The following is a 21,487-nucleotide window of genomic DNA, read 5'->3' on the forward strand; positions in this document are numbered from 1 at the left end:
CCTGTCATGCTAAGTAGAACTGCCTCGGATTTGTATTGGATGTCGCGTTACCTGGAGCGGGCGGAAAACCTCGCACGGATGCTCGACATCAGTTACTCGCTGTCGCTGATGCCACAGGATGGCCGTGGCAACGGTTTGCACGAACTGGCCATGCCGCTGTTGATTACCGGCACCCTGGACGATTACCTCGAACGCCACGGCGAATTGCACGCCGAGCGGTTGTTGCATTTCTTCGCCCTGGACGCGGCCAACCCGGCCAGTATCTACAGTTGCCTCGGCGCGGCGCGGGCCAGTGCCCATGCGGTGCGTGGGCGAATCACCGCCGACATGTGGGAAAACATCAACGCCACCTGGCTGGAAATTCGCGGCATCGCCGAACAGGGCCTCAGCCGCTACGGCATGAGCCGTTTCTGCGAGTGGATCAAGGAACGTTCACACCTGTTCCGGGGCGCGTCCTACGGCACCATCATGCGTAACGATGCTTTCCGTTTCATCCGCCTGGGCACTTTTATCGAAAGGGCTGACAACACGCTGCGCCTGCTCGATGCCCGTTACGAAATGGCTGGCGATCAGGCCGAAGCCGTCAGCGATGGAACGGCCCACGCCTATTACCAGTGGAGTGCGTTGCTGCGGGCGCTCTCATCCTTCGAGGCCTACACCGAAATCTACCGCGACGCTCCCGGCGCGCGGCATGTGGCGGAATTGCTGTTGCTGCGGGCGGATGTCCCGCGTTCGCTGCGTGCCTGCACTGAAGAAATCGACCAGATCCTCGCCCAGTTGCCGGGGGCCAATGGCCGACCGGCGCAACGCTTGGCAGCGGAAATAGACGCACGCCTGCGCTACACCGGCATCAACGAAATTCTCGACGAAGGCCTGCACGCCTGGCTGACCGAGTTCATCCCGCTGGTGCGCCAGTTGGGCAACGCGATTCACAGTTCTTACCTGGAGGCTGCATGAGACTTTCCATTAGCCACGAGACCACCTATCACTACGAAGATCAGGTGCGGGCGAGCATCCAGTACCTGCGGCTGACACCTCACGACAGCGAGCGCCAGCACGTGCTCAGCTGGCAGCTCGACCTGCCGCGCCCGGTGCGCGCGCAACTCGATCCGTTCGGCAACATCCTGCATGTGCTGACCATGGATGAGCCCCACGAGGCGATCATCATCGGTGCGCGGGGCCAGGTCGACATCGATGAGCTGCGCGAAGCGGAGCACGAGAGCCAGTCGGCGCTGCCGTTTTTGCGCTTTACCCGTTTGACCGAGGCTGACGCCGCACTGCGTGCGTTTGCCGAAAAAGAATGCAAGCAGCGCCGCGATCGCACGGCGTTGATCGACCTGATGCACGGCCTCAACCAGCACATGACCTACACGCCGGGTTCAACCGAAGTGGACACCAGCGCCGCCCAGGCCTTCGCCGGGCGTTCAGGCGTATGCCAGGACCACACCCACGCCTTTCTGGCCTGCACCCGCAGCCTGGGCATTCCGGCGCGGTATGTGTCGGGTTATTTGTACAGCGAGAACAGCGAACACCTGGCCAGTCACGCCTGGGCGGAAGCCTGGCTCGATGACGCCTGGTACAGCTTCGACGTGACCAACGAACTGGCACGCCCCGAGCGTCACCTGAAACTGGCGGTGGGCCTTGATTACCTCGATGCCTGCCCGGTACGCGGCATGCGCCGTGGTGGCGGATGTGAACAGATGCACGCCAAGGTGTTGGTGACACCGACGCCGGTGATTTCCGTGCAGCAGCAATAACTGCCGGAACACCCCCGTAGGAGCTGCCGCAGGCTGCGATCTTTTGATTCTAAAAAACAAGATCAAAAGATCGCAGCCTGCGGCAGCTCCTACAGGGAATCACGACTCAGGGCTTAATTTTTCGCCCCGCCATGTGTTTCAAATACCCTACCAACATCCCCAGATCCTCATCCGGCAATACCTCGGCCGAGAACCCCGGCATCTTCGCCTGCGGCCACTGGCGCAAACTCTGCGGATCGCGAATGTAGCGCTTGAGGAAGTCCGCGCCGAAATACTCGGTCGGGTTGTACGGAATATTCAGGTCCGGCCCGAACTGGGCATCGCCGGCACCGTTCAATCGGTGGCAGGCCAGACAATTCTTCTGGAACAAGGCAAAGCCCTTGTTGACCGCATCATCGGCCTTCAACGCCGGGTCGGGCAGCAGGGCAGGGAAACGTGCGGCCACTGGTGCCATGCGCTTGATGCTGGCGACTTCGAACGGCCATTGTTCCGGGCTGATGTTGCCCGCTCGCGGATCGGTCCAGACCAGATAAAACGGCCCGGCACTGTGCTTGCCTTCGGACAGCGGCGGCCAAGGCTTGGCGGGGTCTTCAATCGCCAGCCAGGCACGAGCACCCTCGGTGTTGAGCAAGGGCGCGGCTGCCAGTTCAGCGGCAAAACCGTCCAGCGCCACGGCCTGAAGGTGATCGTCAGATTTGATGCCGGTCAACAACGCCGCCATGGGCACCGCGCGATAGCTCATGTCGCGTTTATAGGAAACGTCATTGGCAATGGTGATGGTCTGCACTTGAGGATGCTTGAGTAATTCCTCGGTCTGCCAGGTGCGGCTATTCGCACCCAGCTCCAGGTTGAGCTGTGCGGCAGACAGAGGCGTGCTGAGCAGCAAGGCCCCGAACAGAATGAGCGTTTTCAAAGGATCGCCGTCCATGTCGTGGTAGTGCCGCAAAGGTTGGCACAGCCACGCTGGCCCGGATAGCGAGCCAGTCACATTTTTGATGTGGCGATAATTAACTTTGGCGCTTGATTCAGCCGATCACCTTGGTCAGGTTCGGCACGATTAACAACAGCGTGGTGGCGAAAAGAATGAGCCCGGCTTGACGAACTTTCGATTGTTTGAACATGGCTTGACCGCCTTTTTTGTTATTTCCTGATGCCTGCCTGCATATCTCCATGACGGCAGCGCGGTGCACTTCCTGTAAGACGAGCGCCTCGGCAAAACCCGACGACAACTTCGTACTCCTTCACCTTAGAGCCCGTGTCACGCTTGGTTTAGATCCATTTCGTATGGTGTTCTCGAAATTAGCTATCAAAAAGGCATGAGGCCTATTGCCAGCTTCTTTGGCGGCCTTTTGCTAGACACCTGCGTGTCCTGAACCGGTTCACCGGGCCATGGATGACCGTCCGTCTGAGCGTGAGCGTCAACGTCTGTGAGCGCTGCGGTCATTGAATCCACGGTGGCTGGGAATAAGGTGGAGGCTCGCAAAATAAAAAGATCCCAGCCCTTATTCACCATCCGGTTCGAGGACGACATGACCCAAGCTTTGATTTTCGACGCGTTACGCACCCCACGGGGCAAAGGCAAGGCCGATGGCGCATTGCACAGTGTCAAACCGGTCAACCTGGTGGCCGGGCTGCTCACGGCGCTACAACAGCGAACAGCCCTCGACACCAGTCAGGTCGATGATGTGGTGCTGGGCTGCGTGACGCCCATCGGCGATCAAGGCTCTGACATCGCCAAGACTGCCGCTCAAGTGGCCGATTGGGATGTCAGCGTGGCCGGTGTGCAGATCAATCGCTTTTGCGCGTCCGGGCTGGAGGCAGTGAACCTGGGGGCAATGAAAGTGCGCTCCGGCTTTGAAGACCTGGTGGTCGTGGGCGGCGTCGAGTCGATGTCGCGGGTGCCGATGGGCAGTGATGGCGGGGCGTGGGCACTGGACCCGGCCACCAACCTGCACAGCCATTTCACCCCGCAAGGCGTAGGCGCCGACCTGATCGCCACCCTGGAAGGTTTCAGTCGCCAGGACGTCGACGCTTACGCGCTGCACTCGCAACAGAAAGCCGCGCGAGCCCGGGCCGAGGGTTCCTTCAACAAGTCGCTGGTGCCGGTGCAGGATCAGAACGGCGTCGTCCTGCTCGATCATGACGAGTTCATCCGTGCCGAGTCGACCCTGGAAGGCCTGGGCAAGCTCAAGCCGAGTTTCGAGATGATGGGGCAGATGGGCTTCGATGCCACGGCGCTGCGGGTCTACAGCCATGTCGAGCGGATCAACCATGTGCATACCCCCGGCAACAGTTCCGGGATCGTCGATGGTGCGGCATTGATGTTGATCGGTTCTGAAGCCAAGGGCCGGGCGCTGGGCTTGCAGCCACGGGCGCGAATCGTTGCCACGGCAGTCACCAGCACCGACCCGACCATCATGCTCACCGGCCCCGCGCCGGCGACGCGCAAGGCATTGGCGAAGGCCGGGTTGCGCGTCGAAGACATCGACCTGTTCGAGGTCAACGAGGCCTTTGCCTCGGTGGTGTTGAAGTTCATCAAGGACATGGCCGTCGATCCGCAAAAGGTCAACGTCAACGGCGGCTCCATCGCCATGGGCCACCCGCTGGGCGCGACCGGTTGCGCCATCCTCGGCACCTTGCTCGATGAACTCGAAGCGCGGCGCTTGCGCTATGGCCTCGCGACCCTGTGTGTCGGCGGCGGCATGGGCATTGCCACCATCATCGAACGCCTCTGAGCCTCGCCTTCAAGGAACCTGTTTATGAGCCAAGCCATTCGTTACGAAAAGGGCCAGGACCAGATCGTTGTCCTGACCATCGACATGCCGGGCCAGAGCGCCAACACCATGAACGCGGTGTACCGCGAAGCCATGGCAGACTGTGTCGCCCGCCTGGTCAGCGATAAGGAGCACATTGCCGGTGTGATCATCACGTCGGCCAAAAAAACTTTCTTCGCCGGCGGTGACCTCAATGAGCTGATCAAGGTCGGCAAACCCGAAGCCAAAGCTTTCTACGACATGGTGCTGACCCTTAAAGGGCAACTGCGCACCCTGGAAACACTCGGTAAACCGGTCGTCGCCGCCATCAACGGCGCGGCTCTCGGTGGTGGCTGGGAAATCTGCCTGGCCTGTCATCACCGGGTGGCGCTGGACAATCCGTCGGTGCAACTCGGCCTGCCGGAAGTCACCCTCGGCCTGCTGCCGGGCGGTGGCGGGGTGGTGCGCATGGTGCGCATGCTCGGCCTGGAAAAGGCCCTGCCGTACCTGCTCGAAGGCAAGAAGGTCCGGCCACAACAGGCGTTGCAGGCGGGGCTGATCGATGAACTGGCGGCCGATCATGACGAACTGCTGGCCAAGTCGCGGGCCTGGATTCTGGCCAATCCTGGCGCGGTGCAACGCTGGGATGTGAAGGGCTACCAGATTCCCGGCGGGACACCGTCGAGCCCGAAAGTCGCGCAGATGCTGGCGATTGCACCGTCGATTTTGCGCAGCAAAACCCAAGGCACGCTGCCTGCGCCGGAGAAAATCCTCTGTGCAGCGGTTGAAGGCGCACAAGTCGATTTCGACACCGCGCACCTGATCGAAACCCGCTACTTCACTGAACTGACCACCGGCCAGGTCTCGAAAAACCTGATCGGCACGTTCTGGTTCCAGCTCAACGAAATCAATGCCGGCGGTTCCCGACCTCAAGGCTTTGCACCGTATGTGACGAAAAAAGTCGGCGTGCTCGGCGCCGGAATGATGGGCGCGGGCATCGCTTTTGTCAGCGCGTCGGCGGGTATCGACGTGGTGCTCAAGGACGTCAATCTCGCGTCGGCAGAGAAGGGCAAGGCGCACTCCGCAGCCTTGCTGGACAAGAAAGTGGCCCGTGGCCAAATGAACAGCGAGCAGCGCGACGCAGTGCTTGCGCGCATCCAGACCACTGAAAGTGATGCCGACCTGGCGGGCTGCGACCTGATCATCGAAGCGGTGTTTGAAGATCGCGAGTTGAAAGCCAAAGTCTCGCTGGCGGCACAAGGCGTCGTCGGCGCGAATGCGGTGATCGCGTCCAATACTTCAACGCTGCCGATCAGCGGCCTCGCCACGGCAGTGCCGGACCAGAGCAAATTCATCGGCCTGCATTTCTTCAGTCCTGTGGAAAAAATGCCGTTGGTGGAGATCATCAAGGGCGGCAATACCAGCGACGAAACCCTGGCTCGCGGGTTCGATTTCGTCCTGCAAATCAAGAAAACGCCGATAGTGGTCAACGACAGTCGAGGTTTCTTCACCTCGCGGGTATTTGGCACGTTCACCAACGAAGGCATCGCCATGCTCGGCGCAGGCGTCAGCGCGGCGATGATCGAGACCGAGGCGCGCAAGGCGGGCATGCCTGTCGGGCCGCTGGCGATTTCTGACGAAGTTTCCCTCAGCCTCATGAGCCATATCCGTCAGCAAACCGCCAAAGACCTGCAAGCAGAAGGGAAACCGCTGATTGAGCACCCTGCGTTCGCCGTGATTGACTTGCTGCTCAACGAATACAAACGTCCGGGTAAAGCGGCCGGGGGCGGTTTTTACGAGTATCCCGCCGGTGGGCAAAAACACCTGTGGCCAGAACTGAAAACCCGTTTCGAGAAAACCGACGGGCAGATATCACCGAAGGACGTACGCGATCGCCTGCTGTTTGTTCAAGCCATCGAAACCGTGCGCTGTGTAGAAGAGGGCGTGTTGACCTCGACGGCGGATGCCAACGTAGGATCGATCTTCGGCATCGGTTTTGCCGCGTGGACCGGCGGCGCACTGCAGTTTATCAACCAGTACGGGGTCAAGGACTTCGTCGCCCGCGCCCAGTACCTGGCCGGGCAGTACGGCGAGCGCTTTGCTCCCCCGGCGCTGTTGTTGGAAAAGGCTGCCAAAGGGGAGGCGTTCTAAGGGACAGGTGACGCACCGTGGGGCTTGCCTTGATACCGTGTTTCGAGGCAGGCTCTGGGGTGTGCATTATTCCCATCACGTGTCAGGTATTTTTTATGTCGTTACGCATCTGCATTCTGGAAACCGACAACCTGCGTCCGGAATTGGTCGACCAATATCAGGGCTACGGGCAGATGTTCAAGCGCCTGTTTTCGCAGCAACCGGTTGCCGCCGATTTCACCATCTACAACGTGGTGCAGGGTGACTACCCGAGTGATGACCAGACCTTCGACGCCTACCTGGTGACGGGCAGCAAGGCCGACTCCTTTGGCACCGACCCGTGGATCGAAACCCTCAGAAAGTACTTGCTGACCCGCTACGAGCGCGGCGACAAACTGTTGGGCGTGTGCTTTGGTCATCAGTTGCTGGCGCTGTTGCTCGGTGGCAAGAGCGAGCGCGCGACCCAGGGCTGGGGCGTTGGCACGCACAACTACAAACTCGCCGCCAAGGCCCCTTGGATGAGTCCGGTGCGCGAAGAGCTGACCCTGTTGATCAGCCACCAGGACCAGGTCACCTCACTACCGGAAAACGCCACGGTGATCGCTTCCAGCGATTTCTGCCCGTTTGCCGCGTACCACATCAACGACCAGGTGCTGTGCTTCCAGGGCCATCCGGAGTTCATTCACGACTATTCCCGGGCCTTGCTGGAAATTCGTCAGCAAGCGCTGGGTGAGCAGATCTACTCGAAAGGCATCGCCAGCCTGGACAGCGAACACCACGGCACCACGGTGGCCGAGTGGATGATGCGCTTTGTGGCGCACAAGCCAGAAACCGTTTAACCAGCTGCTACCTCGCTCCCACAGGCGCAAAACCTGTAGGAGCGTGGCTTGCCCGCGATCGAGTGCGAGGCACTTGCGGACGATCTAAAGCCAACCCGATTTCTTGAAACTCGCCCACAAACCCACGCACCCCACCGAAATAAACCCCAGTACGGCGAAGTATCCGTAGTGCCAAGTCAGTTCAGGCATATTCTGGAAGTTCATCCCGTAGATCCCCGCCACCGCCGTCGGGAACGCCAGAATCGCCGCCCATGCGGCAAACTTGCGCTGCACCACACTTTGGCGTGACGCCTCCAGCAACACCCCGACCTCGATGGTCTGGCTGGCGATATCGGCCAGGGTCGTCAGGTCTTCCATTTGCCGTGTCACATGAATCTGCACATCGCGAAAGTACGGGCGCATGTTCTTGTCGATAAACGGGAAGCTCAACTTTTGCAGCTCTTCTCCGATCTCCACCATGGGCGCCGCAAATCGACGCAAGCGCAATACATCACGGCGCAGGCTGTGGAGTTTTTGAATATCGCGTTCGTTCAGTGAACCGCACATCACATTGCGTTCCAGCTCATCGATCTCGTCATGGATCGCTTCGCCCACTGGCTGGTAGTTCTCAATCACGAAATCGAGGATGGCATAGAGGACGAAATCTTCCCCATGCTCCAGCAACAACGGACGCGCTTCACACCGCTGGCGGACATAGGCGTAGGACGCTGAGTGACCGTTGCGTGCGGTAATGATGTAGCCATTGCCGGCAAAAATATGGGTTTCGATGAACTTGAGTTTGCCGTCTTCGCGAATCGGCGAATACGTGACGATGAACAGCGCATCGCCAAAGGTTTCAAGTTTCGGCCGGCTGTGTTTTTCAAGGGCGTCTTCAATGGCCAGTTCATGCAGATTGAACTGTCGTTGCAGATTGAACAGTTCCTCTGCATTCGGCTCTTCAAGGCCGATCCAGACAAAGTGGCCAGGCTTTGCGGCCCAGGCCGCGCCTTCATCGAGGGTGATATTGGTGACTTTCTTTCCAGCGCTGTAAACCGCAGCAGCAACAACTCTACCCATGGTCTTGGTTCACTTCTCGGCAGCTTTTATTGGTCGCGTTCTATTACAAAAGAAGGCCGTGGCAGGCAGTGTCCAGCTTAGCCTTGTCTATGGTGTGAGAGTCAGTGAAATCTGCTGAGTTCGACGGTAAAAAACCACAGGTAAAAGAAAACCCGCACCAGGCGGGTTTTGTTTTTAAGCGGCTTGCAGCTGCCGGTCCATTGAATCGATGCACTCGCGCATCTGTTCGCGACACTGGGCCATCAGCATCGGCATGTCATCCAGGCTCAAACCCGTCGTTGGAATCGCCGGCAGCGAACGGATCAGAATTTTCCCACTGCGCCAGCGGTTCAATCGCATGTGCTTGACGTAACTGCTGACACACACCGGCACAATCGGCACACCGGCGGCGATGGCCATCTGGAACGCACCTTTCTTGAACGGCAGCAAATCCTCGCCCAGGTTGCGCGTGCCTTCCGGGAACACCCAGATCGAGGTGTCTTCGTTTTGCAGGGTATGGGTGGTGGTCAACATCGACTGGCGGGCCTTCTGCGCATTGCCACGGTCGATCAACACATTACCGGCCAGCCAGAAGAGCTGACCGAACAGCGGCACCCACTTCAGGCTTTTCTTGCCGATGCACACGGTACGGCGGGGCACGACGTTACCGAAGACGAACAGGTCGTAGTTGGACTGGTGGTTGGCGATGATCACGCAGCTGTCGGGTTTATCCATCAACGGGCCGACGTCGGCCTTCACCCGCAAACGCAAAATGCACATTGCCGGCCACGCATAGAGGCGTGCACACAGGCGACTGTTATCCGGATTGAACGGACGGCACAGGCCGAGAATCACCCCCAGCACGCCCGCCACAATAAAGTGCAGGCCCATCAATGACATACGTAACGCAAACAGCATTTTCAGGCCCCACCGGGACAAAAGGTGGCGCAGTGTACGGATGTGCACTGTTTTCGGCAATTGCCGCTATATAGGCGGAAGATGGCCGATGTTTGTGCACATGTTTCTGAATCTCGGGTAAGACGTGTTCTAGAGCGCTCGCAGGCTTTTCGCCAGCGCACGTACGAAAAAGCCCGACACGACGGTCGGGCTTTTCGCTAACGCAGGTTTGGGCTTATCCCAAATGCTCCTGATCCTGAATGATCGCGTTATCCAAGGCATCCAGCAGTGCTTTGCGGACTTTCAGTTTGGTGTTCTTGTGGGCGGTCATGTTGATCTTCTTCAACTGACGAGCCGCCGCCAACGCCGCGCCTTGCAGTTCTTCGGCCGCTACCACCACGTCAAGGAAACCTGCGGTCAGCGCCGACTGCGGATTAAACATTTCACCGTTGACCACCGAACGTTGCAGCGCAACTTTGTTCAGGCGATCACGCGCAATCTCGATACCGGCATGGTGCATGGTCATGCCGATCTGCACTTCATTCAGGCCGATGCTGAACGGGCCGTCGACACCAATGCGGTAGTCGGCCGACAGCAGCAGGAATGCGCCCTTGGCGACGGCATGCCCAGGGCAGGCCACGATCACCGGGAACGGGTGCGACAACAGGCGACGGGCCAGCGTCGAGCCGGACGTCACCAGCGCCACGGCTTCTTTAGGACCGGACGTCATCACTTTCAAGTCATAACCGCCCGACAAAATCCCTGGCTGCCCGGTAATGATCACCACGGCACGATCAGTCACTGCTTGATCCAGCGCTGCGTTGAAAGCGGCAATCACGTCCGGAGAGATGGCATTGACCTTGCCATTGCTCAAGGTCAGGGTCGCGATACCGTCTTCGAGATGGTAGGAAATCAACTCACTCATGACGCTATTCCTTTCAATAAAGTAGGGCAGAAGTTACTCACCGCCACCGGCCAGGTAAAGCGCCGTGACTGACCCGCCAGTCACCCTTTACCCGCCCGGCAAGCGTAGCCCGCCACACCCGCCGCGCATTGCCCTCTATATAGAAGCGGGCGCGAAGCCGGAGATTGGCCGGTTTGCCATGCCCCTGAGCGATCGCGATCAACCAATCGCGTTAACCGCATGAAAATTCTGAAAAAAATGTTTGCCATCAGAAATGCTTTCGACTACATTAGCGCGCCTCGACAGACAGAACATGTTTGAAGAGATACGGTGAAGTGTCCGAGTGGCTTAAGGAGCACGCCTGGAAAGTGTGTATACAGGAAACTGTATCGAGAGTTCGAATCTCTCCTTCACCGCCAAATTCGATGTAAACAAAACCCCTGGTTTCGAAAGAAGCCAGGGGTTTTGTTGTTTCAGGTGCCTGAATTTTCAGGCGGCAGAAACCAGGCCGCTTCTGAAATTGATGTAGGACGTTGGATCGACGTGTGGGAACGCCTGCTGCAAACCCGCACGTTTAGACGCTTTAGGAGGTTTCAGCACTTGATAACCCCGTTCTTGCCGGGATTCGTTTTGCGCCTTCGATGAGGTACAAAGTGAATCAAAGGGCAACGCACTCTGACAGGCCCATCCACCAGCACGGATACGCGCACGTTATGCAGGAACTCACCATGAAGCAGGCGGAGCTGGAGAAGATTCATGTGGAGATCGTCAAGCTGATGGCTGAGCAGCGCAAGTTGAACGCTGAAGTTGGCAAGATGACGCGGGCGACGTTCTGGTACCCGGTGGTGGTAGCCACTGGTTTGATTGGCACGGTGGCGACTGTCACGGCGGTGTTGGTCAAGTTTCTCTGATTCGTCGTCTGCCCAAATTCCCCGATCAGAATGAGCGACGCTGCGTAGCGTTTAATGCACTTCATTCTTTGAGCAACAAGGAAATTAAATGATCACCACCACTACCCATTCCATCGAGGGGCGGCAAATCGTTGCGTACCTCGACATCGTCAGCGCCGAGTCGGTGCAGGGCGTCAATGTTATTCGCGATATGTTTGCCGGCATGCGGGATATTTTTGGTGGGCGCTCGCAGACGCTGGAGCGTGCGTTGAAAGAAGCGCGCGAGCAGGCCACTGACGAGATCAAGGAGCGGGCGCGAGCGTTGCAGGCGGATGCGGTGGTGGGGCTCGATTATGAGATCAGCATGCCGGCCGGTAAGGGCGGGATGGTGGTGGTTTTTGTCACCGGAACGGCGGTCAAGCTGCGTTGAATCAGGGGGGCCATTCGTCGGGCGTTGGGTTATCTGAACGGCAAGTCCAGTAATGACCGGCTAGTCTCAAAATCCTTGGTGGTCGATATTTTTCGGGCAATAGGGCTTGCCGGTGTCGATCCCGTTTTTGAGAGGGGCGAAGAGATGGCTGATCCGTATATTGAGGACGACGGTGCGGAGTTTCCGATCAACAACTGCGTACAGTGCGGCCAGACGCAGTATGTAGCCAGCTTCGGTGAAGACCAGACCGAGGTCGACAAGATCAAAACCCGGGCTTGCCGAGTGCTGAAGGGAAAATTCCTACCCAAGGTTACGGCACCGGCCAGGAAATAATGGACATTGAACAGACCCCGTCATCGAGCGGGGTTTTTTGTATCTGGATGATGGTGTGAACGTTTATTTAATGCGGATTTTTTTCACAAAGTTTTCACAACGACCTACGTAGGCTCAGCTCATCCGTTAGAAGCAACACCCTGCCCGTTCCCCAGCGGGCTTTTTTTTGCCTGTCATAAAACCTTTTCCAAAAAAGCTGTCCAACCGTCGCCAACTACGAGGTTGAGCGCGCGCGTGGCTGGACTTTTTCTCCTCTAAAGCATTCAATCTCGCCCCTTTCGTTTTCACCCCTATTTTTTGAGGTTTTTGTCATGCGTTTCACTCTGCCTGCTCTGGTTCTGGGTCTTCTGGTTGCTCAAGGTGCAATGGCCGGTGACGGCACTGCCGCCATCGGTGGCGGTTTGGGCGGTGCACTGGGTAACGTCGTGGGCCAGAGCATGGGCGGCAGCACCGGTGCAGCGATTGGTGCGGGCGTTGCCGGCGCAGCGGGCAGTGCCGTTGCAGCCAAGAAAGGCCATCGCACCAGCGCAGCCATCGGCGGTGGCGTTGGCGCTGCGGGCGGTTCGGTGATCGGCAACAGCCTGGGTGGCAAGACCGGTTCGACCATCGGTGCAGGCCTGGGTGGCGCACTGGGCGGCGGCGTAGGCAGCAACCTGGCCAAAGGTCACAAGCGTCACTGATCCGCGGTGATACTTTAAAAGAGCCCGGCTAAATGCCGGGCTCTTTGTTTTTTGAACGTTTCTCGGTGCAGCACCTCAAACTTTGCATACCCGTGAAGAATATGAGGCGTGCCATGAACCCGAAAACCAAAGGCAATGCAGTTTCTAGCCTGAGTGCTCGACGTATGACGTTGCCCGCGATTGTTTTTGGATTGTTCCTCTCGCAAGCGGCGATGGCGGCCGGTGACGGTACAGCGGCGGTGGGTGGTGGTCTTGGCGGTGCGTTAGGCAACGTAGTGGGCGGTCAAATGGGTGGCAGCACGGGGGCCGCAATTGGTGCCGGTGTTGGCGGCGCGGCCGGTAGTGCGGTTGGTGCGCAAAAAGGCAATCGCACCGAAGCTGCGATCGGTGGCGGTTTGGGCTCGGCCGGTGGTTCGGTGATTGGTAACAGCCTGGGCGGCTCTACCGGTTCGACCATCGGTGCAGGCCTGGGTGGGGCCGCCGGTGGCGCCGTTGGCAATAATCTCGGCGACGACAACCACAGTTCTCATTCCGGTGGCGGTCATAAACACAAGAACAAGCACAAGAACAAACACCACTGATTCAAAAGTTTTCCACCGATAAAACCCGGCCATGCGCCGGGTTTTTCGTGTCTGTCCGTTCGCCTCAGGAACGTTTGGCGGTCAGTCGCCTCGAACTTCATACACCCCTGAACAATTGAGGCCCGCCATGACCCCGGAAACCGAAGGTAACGAAGAAAAAGGCCCGAGTGGTTTGCCATTTATCAACGACCCCGGCAATGAAGATCCTGGTTCCCTGATGGACGATGCGACGGTGCCGCTCAACGACTCCGATGATGCTGGCGATGTGGGCAATCTCGAATATGAAGATGAGGACGAAGACGGCGAAGAGGATTGATCGGCCCTCGCTGCCACGTTGACCGGTTGTCTTGCTGATCGAACCCATGCGCTGTGGATACCTCGAACGTTCAGAGTCTGCCTTCCAGGCTCTGAACGAGGTGCACTATGAACACTGACCCGAAAGACTCCGACATCGACGAAACCCCGGAATATCCGCTGCCTTCACCGACCGATCCGTTAAGCCGGGACCAGCGCCCACCGGACGATGACGCCGGCGTCGAGCAAGTTCCCAGCGAAGATGTAAGGCGCACGGATACGGATGTTGAGGCAACGCCTGAAGACCCGGACATTGCCGGCAAGGATGGCTCCGGCGAACCCAGTTGATTGGCCGCCATGGCGCATGGCCGCTCGTCGATTGAACGGCACCCTTGAAAAGGCGCTGCTGCCTGAAGTCAGGTATGCAACTTTCAAAGGAGGTGCGTCATGAACAGGCCATTATTGACTGCGCTGACGGTAGCCGGATTGTTGTCGTTGAGTTCAGGACTGGCGTATTCCGGTAGCGACGCTCCCGTCGATAAGGGCGGGATGCCGCCATCTACGGAAATGAATGCCGGCTCCGGCCCTGAAAACGCGCTGCCACCTGGGACGATTGGTGGTGGAAATGGGGCGGATGCTAATGGGAGTAGTACCAGTCCTGGGACGGGGAGTGCGAATGGTGGGAGTTCGAAAGGGAGTGAAGGCAAAGCGGGAGAGGCGGGGACTACGAGTGGTGGGGCGGGTAGTGCAGAAGGAAAGAAAGGTGATTAGGGCTATGTGGGTGTGAAATTATTGAGCCCGGCGGATTGCTGGGCTTTTTGCGTGTGCTTACTCATAATTATCCGTTTCCATCCATTGTAAAAAAAATGTCTGTTGCACCTTAGGGTCGTTCGTAAGATTGTTTTCCTCGTAGTCAAAGATATTGACTATGTCTTTTCTTGACGCATGTTTTCCCAAGGTAAGTTCATACGCCTTTGCTCCTAAAGTCATTTGAGAGGACATGCTGGATGGATGTACGTTGACTTTTGCACCCTTGCACAGAAAAACTATCTCAGGATGATCTGCTCTTAAGCTTCCAAAACATTTGTAAAAGTCATCACCTGTGTAAGATTTGCTATACCCATCTTCCATGGCAAAGGTAATGGTTAGGTTTTCAGAACTACAAACCAGCACAGCCTGCTCGCGTTTGTCGTTTCTGATTATCGTGATTTTTACGCTGTCCATATTCTATTTCCTGTTCGGGTTTAAGATGCTGTGATCACCTGCTCGACCGTTAGCACCAATAGGTGTGGCGCCGAGAATGTCTTCTTTCTTGACTCCTCCTTGGATTGCAACCTCTCGTTCATTAGAGAATTTGTATTTTTTTCCAAGTTCCTTAATGAGATCTCTGCCTGGAATCATTCGAATGGTATATAGGAATCCACTTCGCATATTGAATTTTGTTGCGAAATCGATTCCGACTTCTCTATCGGGGCTAGTGCTTACAAAGTTACTAGGAGGCTTATTGCTGTCAATTGAGTGGAGCAGTAAATCGTCACTGGTACCTTTGGGTCTAAACCCGTTTTCAAATATCTCGTCTGGGTGATGGCCGTCACCACGGTATAAATATTTTTCCTCCGGATAAACAGGGAGCTGAGCATCCCCCTCATCAACACTCACATTCTCCGCCGGACCCCGCTCCCCACCCACCGGTCTCTTACACCCACCCGCCCCAGGACAATCGCTCAACCCCAGCGGATCCACCCACCCCGTCGGGTTCGGCGTGTAGCGGTAGGCATTCAACCCACCCGCCAGCTTCACCGGATCCGGCGTCAGATACCGCCCGGTGTCCGGGTGGTAATAGCGATGGCGGTTGTAGTGCAGCCCGCTTTCGGCGTCGAAGTACTGCCCCTGAAACCGCAGCGGTTGTTCCAGTTGTTCGCCGCCACCATGGCTCAACTGGCTGAGCTTGCCGTAGGCCGTATATTTGCCCGACCAGACGATCTCGCCGCTGTAGTCGGTCAGTTCCTGCGGGGTGCCGAGGTGGTCGAGGTGGTAGTAGAACGGGCAGGCGTTTTTCGGGCCGTGGCCGTCCAGCAGTGCCAGGGGGCGGAAGCTGCCGGGTTCGTAGACGTAGCTGCGGTAGTGCCCGGGGCTGCTTTGGGCGATGAGGTGGTCGCCTTGCCAGAAAAACGCGGTGGTCTGGCCGTCGACGGTTTTGTCGATACGCCGGCCGAAGGCGTCGTAGCGGTAGGCCGTTTCTTGGCCGTCGGGCGCGGTGAAGCGGATCAGGCGGTGCTGGCTGTCGTAGGTGTAGGCGGTGACGGTCTCGCCGCGGCGTTCGCGGATCAGGTTGCCGTAGGCGTCGTAGGTGTAATGCCGGTCGGCGTGGCGCAGCAGGCGGTTACCCTTGAGGTGCCAGGGGCCGGGGCGGTCGTGGATCAGCAGATTGCCGGCCGGGTCGTGGCTGAAGTTCTCCGGGTCTTGATCGCGGGCATGGCGAACACCGATCAGGCGGTCGAGCGGGTCGTACTGGTAGTGGCGTTCGCCGTGACGGGTGTCGTTGACCTGTGCGAGGTTGCCGTTAGCGCTGTAGGCATAATCGCGGCGGTACAGTGGACGTTGCGCTTGCCGGACGGCATGGGCCTGCAAACGGCCCTGCTCGTCGTAGGCAAAGTCGCTGTGCAGCAAGCCTTGTTGGCGTTGTTGTTCTCGCCCGCCGACAAAGGTGTGCGTTGTCAGCCGCGAACCATTGAGGTCGATCGCCGTCAGCGCCCCGCCTTGCGCGCGGTGATATTCAAGACGACTGTTGTCCGGCAAGCGCAGGTGCTTGAGCTGGCCGCAGGCGTCATAGCCATAACGCAACGTGCCCCAGCCCTGATGCTCGGTGATCAGCCGGTCATGGGCGTCGTATTCGAACTCCAGCGGATGATCCTGACCGTCGTCGACACTGACCAAACGACCGAGGCTGTCGTAGCGGTAGTCGACCTTGAGCCCGTCGGGCAGGGTCTTGACCAGCAAACGCCCGGCGCTGTCGCGCTGGTAGTCGGTGAGCAGTTGCGAGCCGTCATCGCCAAATTCGGTTTTCTCCAACAACTGGCCGTTGAGGTCGTAGGCATACGCCGTACGGCGACCGTCGAAACCGGTTTCTGCCTGAATCAAACCGCTGGGCGTGTAGTCCAGCCGATAGCGTTCGCCAGACTCGTTCTCGATCTCGGTGAGTAACAGCTGCGCATGCTCGTAGCGGTACTTCAGTTCGCTGCCGTCAGGGTTGATCCGTCGGCTGACCAGGTGCAGATCGTCAGCGTATTCAAAACGCGTGACCCGCCCCAGCTCATCGGTTTCGGCGGTGACCTGGCCATAGGCGTTGTAGCTGAAACAGCGACTGGCCCCGTTCGGCAATGTGCTGTGCAGCAACCGCCCAAGCGCATCCCACTGATAACGGCTGACAGCGCCGTGTTCGTCCTGAAACGTAATCCGCCGCCCAAGCGCATCGTAGGAAAACTGCCGGCGCCCACCGTCGGGCAAGGTTTCCGCGAGCAGTTGTCCAAGGCCGTTCCACTCAAACAGATGGCGGCTGTGATCCGGATAACGAATCGCCAGCAACCGGCCCTGAGCGTCGTACTCGTGATAGGTGCTCTGGCCGTCGGGATCGATCAGCCAGGTGACATCGCCCTGGGCATTACGCTGGTAGGTCCACTTGGCTTTACCGCGATAACGCGCATGCAGGAAACCGTTGCGATACTCGTAGGACGTCGGCTCGTCTTCCGGCGGAATCAGCGCGATCAAGCGCCCGAGTTCGTCGTAGCGGTATTCGGTGACGGCACCGAGCGCGTCCTGCTCGGCGATCAAACGGCCCTGGGCGTCATAGGTTTTGCGCTGTTCGCCACCGTCGGCCGCGACCCGCCGCACCAACCGCGCGCGGTCATCGTGGACGTAGGTTTCTTCGCTGCCGTCGGCGTGCTTGAGCAACACGCTGCCGTCGTCGTCCCAGCGATAACGCGTGTCCATCTGCGCAAACGAGGCCCAGTGCCGGGCACAGCGCACCGCTTTGCCGCTGCGTTCCCACTCCCAATAAAAGCTCGCACCCCCGGCCAGTTGCCGCTGCAAAATGACGTGCTGTTCGTCGTAGTCGTAACGCTCGCTTTCACCGGCGGCATTTGTGGCTTCGATCAAGCGCCAGCGGGCGTCGTAGCGGTAGCTGACCAGCGTCTGCTCGGTGCGCCAGCCCTCGTCGGTCGGGTGAAAACGCTGATAGTCGACAGCGATCAGGTGCTGGCGCTCGTAGCGCAAAAACAGGCAGCGACCGGCGCCGTTATCGAGCCGTTGAATGCGTCCGGACAGGTCGCGCTGTACGCCCAGACGATTGCCGTAGGCATCACTGATCGCGCTCAGGCCGCCATCACGAAAGTGATAAAACCGCGCCGACTCACCCGCCAACGCGACAATCAACTCTTCCGCCGCATCGCCCAGATAAATCGCCGCTCGCGACAAACTGTTATGGATCGCAGGACGTGTCAGGCTCGGCAGCGGAAACGGCGTGCGACGGTTTTCCGCGTCGATCCACACCACGGATTCGCCATCGATTTCCAGGCGCTGGGCCAGCGAATGGCTCCAGCCAAAACCGAGGCCGCTGTCGAGTTCGACGGCGCTGGTGCGATAAAGGCGGGTGAATTCGAACGGCAGCAAACCATCCAGAAAACCATCGCTGAGGGTCAGCAGTTCTTCGCCGGTGACCAGCGACACCGGGCAGCCGTGGGTGGCGGTGCGCTCGGCTGAATCGGCGCTGTCGCCGTTGGGGTTTTTGGCTTGGGCTGGGGCGTCGTCGAAGGGCTCGTGCCGACCCAGACGCGTTTTCGCCTCGGACGTGCTGCGCGCAAGAACCAGTGGATTGTTCACCCAAGCATCCGCCGCCCCGGGCGTGCTGATCTGCAACGGCACCGTTGGCGTCGGTCTCAGCGCGGCGCTTTGCGCATTGAGCATCAAGGGTCTGAGTGTGCCCGCGTGAGCGCTTAGGTCAGACCGACTCGTCAACTGCGCCAGGCGCAGACTCGCCGCTGTAAGCCAGCGTCGGGCGCGTTCGGATTTGATCCTGTTGAGCACCTTGGCGCTCATGCCGAGCTTCAGTCCCACAGGACCCATCAAGCGCACCAGCAGGAAACTGACCAGCAACTCGGTACGAATTTCCGCTACGACTTCCGCTGTGTACTGGGGCGGCAGCATTCGCAGCCAACTGGTGAAAGCCGCCAGATGAATGAACATCAACGGCTCGTCGCTCAGCACCAGCAACACATTGGCGATGGTTTCAGCCGACGCCTTCAAGAGCTGCTGCAGTTCGGCTTCGGTCAGGTATTCAAGGAGCTTCGCGCTATTGGCCCGCAGATCGGAGATCAGGGCGTAAAGCTGCTGCACGTCATCCCAAAAGCCGTGAAGTGCGTTATCAACGCCGCGCCAGTCGGCGCGTTGCAGCATGCCGTAGCGCTCGGTGAAATCCGCTTCGGCAAACCCGGCCCACAACGGTTGAAACTCGGTGTTCCATTCGTGGCGCAGCCAGCCTTCCAGTTCTGCCAGCACGCCTTGATAGGAGTCGTAGAGTGCCTTGACGTGCGCCGTGGTGACGTTGGGAAAAAAGGTGATGCGATAGCGATTGCCGCGCCAGCAATCGGGGATTTCCAGGATGCCGGTGGGGCCGATGGTTTTGTGAATGGGCTCGCCAAATGTCGGACCATTTCGGTCCTCTGCCAGCAGCGGTTCAAGCGTCACCGGCGTGTTGCCAATCGGCACGAAACGCGCGGCTTCAAACAGATGCACCAGCGTCAGCGGACCGCTGGCGGGGCAGCTTGTGACGGTGGAGCTGACGGGTACGGTCGAATGCTTCGGCGCGGTGAGCCGCACTTCATCGCCGATCGTGAACACCTGCTCGACGCCCAGCGTGCCGCCGCTCCAGAAATTTTCCGCCCAGCTGTCGTAGCGGTTGAGGCTGAGGCGAAAATCACTGAGCAGCGTTTCGATGTCCGGCTGCTGCGGGTTCATCGCCGCCACCACCAGCAAGCCGATGGTGTTGTTCATGGCCAGCAGCTTGTCGGGATCAAACATGCGCGCAATTTCGCCTGGGTGAATGGGCGAGAAACTTTGCGTTGGATCGGTCGAGAAAGAAGTCGGGAAAGGAGGTGTTTGTTGTAGGGCGAATCGCTAAAGCAATGTCGTTACTTCGTCACCGTCCGGGTTTTGCCCGTTGCTCTCGGGCTGTCGCGCTCGCTATGCTGCTGAATCCTTTAATCCGTCACGGAGCCGGCCGCACCTGAGCCGCCTGGGATGTCGTTCAATACGGATCAGATGCGATGAATGCAGCGCTGAAAGAGTTCGGCCCGATCAAGGCCGTGATTTTCGATATGGACGGCTTGTTGCTGGACACCGAGGGCATCTACACCGAAGTCACGGCCATGATTGCCGCGCGCTACGGGCGGACGTTCGACTGGAGCGTCAAACAGAACATCATTGGTCGTGGCGCCGGTGACCTGGCGCGTTACGTGGTTGAGGCGCTTGAACTGCCGATCAGCGCCGAAGAGTTTCTGGTGATCCGCGAACCGCTGATGCGCGAGCGTTTTCCTACAGCGCAGGCGATGCCGGGCGCACAGGAACTGGTTCGGCATCTGAAGGCCCACAACATTCCGATTGCGGTGGGCACCAGTTCGTCGAGCCAGTCGTTTGGTCAGAAAACCACGTTGCACCGCGACTGGTTCGCCCTGTTCGACTTCGTCGTCACTGCCGATGACCCGGAAGTAGGCGCGGCCAAACCGGCGCCGGACATCTTCCTGACTGCCGCGCGACGCCTGGGCGTTGCGCCTGAAGATTGCCTGGTGTTCGAAGATTCACCGTTCGGTGTCACGGCGGCGAAAGCGGCGGGGATGACGGCGATTGCGATTCCGGATGCGGCCATGGCCGACGAAAAATACGCACACGCCGATGGCATTCTTCGTACGCTCAAAGGGTTCAAGCCGAGCGCATTCGGCTTGCCGGCGCTGGAGTGGGCCTGACGCAAAAAGCGGCGCATCCCGGCAGGCGCATTTCATCGGCGACTAATTCACGACGTACTTCATCCGTTCTCTTTACAGACAACTTTTGAGGTACGTCCGGTGACTCCGCTGACATTGCTGTGCCTGCCTTATTCTGGCGCGAGCGCCATGGTCTATAGCCGCTGGCGGCGCAAACTGCCGGAGTGGATCAAGCTGCAACCGGTGGAGTTGCCCGGGCGCGGTGCGCGTTACGGCGAACCATTGCACACCGACATGCGCCGCCTGGCGCTGCAACTGGCCAACGAACAAAAAGCTATGCTCAAGGCGCCTTATGCGTTGTTCGGCCACAGCCTCGGTGCGTTGCTGGCGTGTGAGATGGCCCATGCGTTTCGCGCCCTCGGCGCCCCGGAGCCGGTGGCCTTGTTCGCCTCCGGTACCGCCGCGCCGACCATGCGCCTGGATTACGACCGCGGTTTTGCCGAGCCGAAAACCGATGCCGAACTGATCGAGCAACTGCGCAACCTCAATGGCACCAGCGAAGAAGTGCTGGCCAACGAAGAGCTGATGAGCCTGACACTGCCGATCCTGCGCGCCGACTTCCAGTTGTGCGGGCGTTTCGAACCGATCCAGCGACCGTTGCTCAAGTGCCCGGTGCACGTGCTCGGCGGCAAGGCTGACCGCGCCACCACCGAGCAGTTGATCGGCTGGAGCAAGGAAACCCACGGCAGTTTTTCCGTGGACATGCTCGCTGGTGGGCACTTCTTCATCCATGAGCATGAGGCCAAGGTGCTGCGGGTGATCAAGGATCAGCTGGAGGTTCATCATCGGCGGCATGCCATGGCGGCTGTGGGATAACTCAATTCCAGGCTGTACCCAAATCCCTGTGGGAGCGGGCTTGCCCGCGATGGCGATGGAAGAGTCAACACATAAGTGTCTGAACGTCCGCTATCGCGGGCAAGCCCGCTCCCA

General features: G+C 58.9%; 21 protein-coding genes and 1 tRNA gene. 15 read left to right on the top strand and 7 right to left on the bottom strand.

The window, feature by feature from the left end; genetic code table 11:
* Window positions 1-6: 6 nt before the first annotated feature.
* Entirely contained in the window at window positions 7-957 is a 951-nt protein-coding gene (locus tag KVG88_RS12555) for an alpha-E domain-containing protein (RefSeq protein ID WP_150702826.1), read from the top strand.
* Complete coding sequence (locus KVG88_RS12560) at window positions 954-1,757, top strand: transglutaminase family protein (protein WP_217871588.1); 804 nt, start codon at window positions 954-956, stop codon at window positions 1,755-1,757. The genes KVG88_RS12555 and KVG88_RS12560 overlap by 4 nt, the downstream gene beginning before the upstream one ends.
* Before the next feature lie 106 nt (window positions 1,758-1,863).
* Here KVG88_RS12560 and KVG88_RS12565 read toward each other — a convergent pair whose 3' ends face one another.
* Window positions 1,864-2,685, bottom strand: a complete 822-nt coding sequence (locus KVG88_RS12565; RefSeq protein ID WP_217871590.1) for a c-type cytochrome — start codon at window positions 2,683-2,685, stop codon at window positions 1,864-1,866.
* A gap of 97 nt (window positions 2,686-2,782) precedes the next feature.
* Complete coding sequence (locus KVG88_RS12570) at window positions 2,783-2,986, bottom strand: hypothetical protein (protein ID WP_150702823.1); 204 nt, start codon at window positions 2,984-2,986, stop codon at window positions 2,783-2,785.
* A 300-nt stretch (window positions 2,987-3,286) separates the two neighbouring features.
* On the opposite strand from KVG88_RS12570, the gene KVG88_RS12575 reads away from it, so the two are divergent.
* The 3 genes from KVG88_RS12575 (at window position 3,287) to KVG88_RS12585 (ending at window position 7,479) form a co-directional block, all read left to right on the top strand.
* Window positions 3,287-4,492, top strand: a complete 1,206-nt coding sequence (locus KVG88_RS12575) for an acetyl-CoA C-acetyltransferase (RefSeq protein WP_217871591.1) — start codon at window positions 3,287-3,289, stop codon at window positions 4,490-4,492.
* A gap of 24 nt (window positions 4,493-4,516) precedes the next feature.
* Window positions 4,517-6,661, top strand: a complete 2,145-nt coding sequence (locus tag KVG88_RS12580) for a 3-hydroxyacyl-CoA dehydrogenase NAD-binding domain-containing protein (RefSeq protein WP_217871592.1) — start codon at window positions 4,517-4,519, stop codon at window positions 6,659-6,661.
* Window positions 6,662-6,756: 95 nt separating this feature from the next.
* Window positions 6,757-7,479 (top strand): amidotransferase, encoded by a 723-nt coding sequence (locus tag KVG88_RS12585; protein ID WP_150702820.1) that lies wholly within the window; start codon window positions 6,757-6,759, stop codon window positions 7,477-7,479.
* Window positions 7,480-7,563: 84 nt separating this feature from the next.
* Here the strand turns inward: KVG88_RS12585 and KVG88_RS12590 are convergent, their stop codons facing one another.
* The 3 genes from KVG88_RS12590 to KVG88_RS12600 form a co-directional block, all read right to left on the bottom strand.
* Window positions 7,564-8,535, bottom strand: a complete 972-nt coding sequence (locus KVG88_RS12590; protein ID WP_150702819.1) for a magnesium and cobalt transport protein CorA — start codon at window positions 8,533-8,535, stop codon at window positions 7,564-7,566.
* Between the two features lie 174 nt (window positions 8,536-8,709).
* Window positions 8,710-9,432 carry a lysophospholipid acyltransferase family protein gene (locus tag KVG88_RS12595; protein WP_217871593.1) on the bottom strand — a complete coding sequence of 241 codons (723 nt, stop codon included), beginning with the start codon at window positions 9,430-9,432 and terminating at the stop codon, window positions 8,710-8,712.
* 214 nt (window positions 9,433-9,646) lie between these two features.
* Window positions 9,647-10,336: a crotonase/enoyl-CoA hydratase family protein gene (locus KVG88_RS12600; RefSeq protein ID WP_150702817.1), complete on the bottom strand. Its 690-nt coding sequence runs from the start codon at window positions 10,334-10,336 to the stop codon at window positions 9,647-9,649.
* A 308-nt stretch (window positions 10,337-10,644) separates the two neighbouring features.
* On the opposite strand from KVG88_RS12600, the gene KVG88_RS12605 reads away from it, so the two are divergent.
* From KVG88_RS12605 to KVG88_RS12640, 8 genes are all read left to right on the top strand, one after another.
* A tRNA-Ser gene (locus KVG88_RS12605) sits at window positions 10,645-10,734 on the top strand.
* 309 nt (window positions 10,735-11,043) lie between these two features.
* Complete coding sequence (locus KVG88_RS12610; protein ID WP_217871596.1) at window positions 11,044-11,226, top strand: hypothetical protein; 183 nt, start codon at window positions 11,044-11,046, stop codon at window positions 11,224-11,226.
* 88 nt (window positions 11,227-11,314) lie between these two features.
* Window positions 11,315-11,635 carry a YbjQ family protein gene (locus KVG88_RS12615; RefSeq protein WP_150702815.1) on the top strand — a complete coding sequence of 107 codons (321 nt, stop codon included), beginning with the start codon at window positions 11,315-11,317 and terminating at the stop codon, window positions 11,633-11,635.
* Window positions 11,636-11,779: 144 nt separating this feature from the next.
* Window positions 11,780-11,968, top strand: coding sequence for a hypothetical protein (locus tag KVG88_RS12620; RefSeq protein ID WP_150702866.1), 189 nt, complete (start codon window positions 11,780-11,782; stop codon window positions 11,966-11,968).
* 311 nt (window positions 11,969-12,279) lie between these two features.
* On the top strand, window positions 12,280-12,648 hold the full coding sequence (locus KVG88_RS12625; RefSeq protein ID WP_034150136.1) for a hypothetical protein: 369 nt from the start codon (window positions 12,280-12,282) through the stop codon (window positions 12,646-12,648).
* Between the two features lie 164 nt (window positions 12,649-12,812).
* On the top strand, window positions 12,813-13,229 hold the full coding sequence (locus KVG88_RS12630) for a glycine zipper domain-containing protein (protein WP_412071271.1): 417 nt from the start codon (window positions 12,813-12,815) through the stop codon (window positions 13,227-13,229).
* Window positions 13,230-13,356: 127 nt separating this feature from the next.
* On the top strand, window positions 13,357-13,545 hold the full coding sequence (locus tag KVG88_RS12635; RefSeq protein ID WP_150702813.1) for a hypothetical protein: 189 nt from the start codon (window positions 13,357-13,359) through the stop codon (window positions 13,543-13,545).
* Between the two features lie 107 nt (window positions 13,546-13,652).
* Window positions 13,653-13,871: a hypothetical protein gene (locus KVG88_RS12640; protein ID WP_150702812.1), complete on the top strand. Its 219-nt coding sequence runs from the start codon at window positions 13,653-13,655 to the stop codon at window positions 13,869-13,871.
* A 480-nt stretch (window positions 13,872-14,351) separates the two neighbouring features.
* Here KVG88_RS12640 and KVG88_RS12645 read toward each other — a convergent pair whose 3' ends face one another.
* Window positions 14,352-14,747, bottom strand: a complete 396-nt coding sequence (locus tag KVG88_RS12645) for a hypothetical protein (protein ID WP_217871598.1) — start codon at window positions 14,745-14,747, stop codon at window positions 14,352-14,354.
* A 3-nt stretch (window positions 14,748-14,750) separates the two neighbouring features.
* Window positions 14,751-19,598 carry an RHS repeat-associated core domain-containing protein gene (locus KVG88_RS12650; protein WP_217871607.1) on the bottom strand — a complete coding sequence of 1,616 codons (4,848 nt, stop codon included), beginning with the start codon at window positions 19,596-19,598 and terminating at the stop codon, window positions 14,751-14,753.
* 245 nt (window positions 19,599-19,843) lie between these two features.
* On the opposite strand from KVG88_RS12650, the gene KVG88_RS12655 reads away from it, so the two are divergent.
* Together KVG88_RS12655 and KVG88_RS12660 are read left to right on the top strand one after the other, a co-directional pair.
* Complete coding sequence (locus tag KVG88_RS12655; protein WP_150703134.1) at window positions 19,844-20,539, top strand: HAD-IA family hydrolase; 696 nt, start codon at window positions 19,844-19,846, stop codon at window positions 20,537-20,539.
* A 99-nt stretch (window positions 20,540-20,638) separates the two neighbouring features.
* Window positions 20,639-21,373 carry a thioesterase II family protein gene (locus KVG88_RS12660; RefSeq protein WP_217871608.1) on the top strand — a complete coding sequence of 245 codons (735 nt, stop codon included), beginning with the start codon at window positions 20,639-20,641 and terminating at the stop codon, window positions 21,371-21,373.
* Window positions 21,374-21,487 lie beyond the last annotated feature (114 nt).

Origin of the sequence: Pseudomonas azerbaijanoccidentalis, from assembly GCF_019145495.1 — a bacterium.
In the GTDB taxonomy this organism is placed as follows: Bacteria; Pseudomonadota; Gammaproteobacteria; order Pseudomonadales; family Pseudomonadaceae; genus Aquipseudomonas; species Aquipseudomonas azerbaijanoccidentalis.

Coding starts and splice junctions, on each gene's coding strand:
- KVG88_RS12560 (WP_217871588.1), top strand. CDS start 954: ATGAGACTTTCCATTAGCCACGAGACCACCTATCACTACGAAGATCAG.
- KVG88_RS12555 (WP_150702826.1), top strand. CDS start 7: ATGCTAAGTAGAACTGCCTCGGATTTGTATTGGATGTCGCGTTACCTG.
- KVG88_RS12565 (WP_217871590.1), bottom strand. CDS start 2,685: ATGGACGGCGATCCTTTGAAAACGCTCATTCTGTTCGGGGCCTTGCTG.
- KVG88_RS12600 (WP_150702817.1), bottom strand. CDS start 10,336: ATGAGTGAGTTGATTTCCTACCATCTCGAAGACGGTATCGCGACCCTG.
- KVG88_RS12650 (WP_217871607.1), bottom strand. CDS start 19,598: ATGTTTGATCCCGACAAGCTGCTGGCCATGAACAACACCATCGGCTTG.
- KVG88_RS12635 (WP_150702813.1), top strand. CDS start 13,357: ATGACCCCGGAAACCGAAGGTAACGAAGAAAAAGGCCCGAGTGGTTTG.
- KVG88_RS12590 (WP_150702819.1), bottom strand. CDS start 8,535: ATGGGTAGAGTTGTTGCTGCTGCGGTTTACAGCGCTGGAAAGAAAGTC.
- KVG88_RS12640 (WP_150702812.1), top strand. CDS start 13,653: ATGAACACTGACCCGAAAGACTCCGACATCGACGAAACCCCGGAATAT.
- KVG88_RS12655 (WP_150703134.1), top strand. CDS start 19,844: ATGAATGCAGCGCTGAAAGAGTTCGGCCCGATCAAGGCCGTGATTTTC.
- KVG88_RS12645 (WP_217871598.1), bottom strand. CDS start 14,747: ATGGACAGCGTAAAAATCACGATAATCAGAAACGACAAACGCGAGCAG.
- KVG88_RS12630 (WP_412071271.1), top strand. CDS start 12,813: ATGACGTTGCCCGCGATTGTTTTTGGATTGTTCCTCTCGCAAGCGGCG.
- KVG88_RS12620 (WP_150702866.1), top strand. CDS start 11,780: ATGGCTGATCCGTATATTGAGGACGACGGTGCGGAGTTTCCGATCAAC.
- KVG88_RS12615 (WP_150702815.1), top strand. CDS start 11,315: ATGATCACCACCACTACCCATTCCATCGAGGGGCGGCAAATCGTTGCG.
- KVG88_RS12625 (WP_034150136.1), top strand. CDS start 12,280: ATGCGTTTCACTCTGCCTGCTCTGGTTCTGGGTCTTCTGGTTGCTCAA.
- KVG88_RS12575 (WP_217871591.1), top strand. CDS start 3,287: ATGACCCAAGCTTTGATTTTCGACGCGTTACGCACCCCACGGGGCAAA.
- KVG88_RS12610 (WP_217871596.1), top strand. CDS start 11,044: ATGAAGCAGGCGGAGCTGGAGAAGATTCATGTGGAGATCGTCAAGCTG.
- KVG88_RS12585 (WP_150702820.1), top strand. CDS start 6,757: ATGTCGTTACGCATCTGCATTCTGGAAACCGACAACCTGCGTCCGGAA.
- KVG88_RS12595 (WP_217871593.1), bottom strand. CDS start 9,432: ATGCTGTTTGCGTTACGTATGTCATTGATGGGCCTGCACTTTATTGTG.
- KVG88_RS12580 (WP_217871592.1), top strand. CDS start 4,517: ATGAGCCAAGCCATTCGTTACGAAAAGGGCCAGGACCAGATCGTTGTC.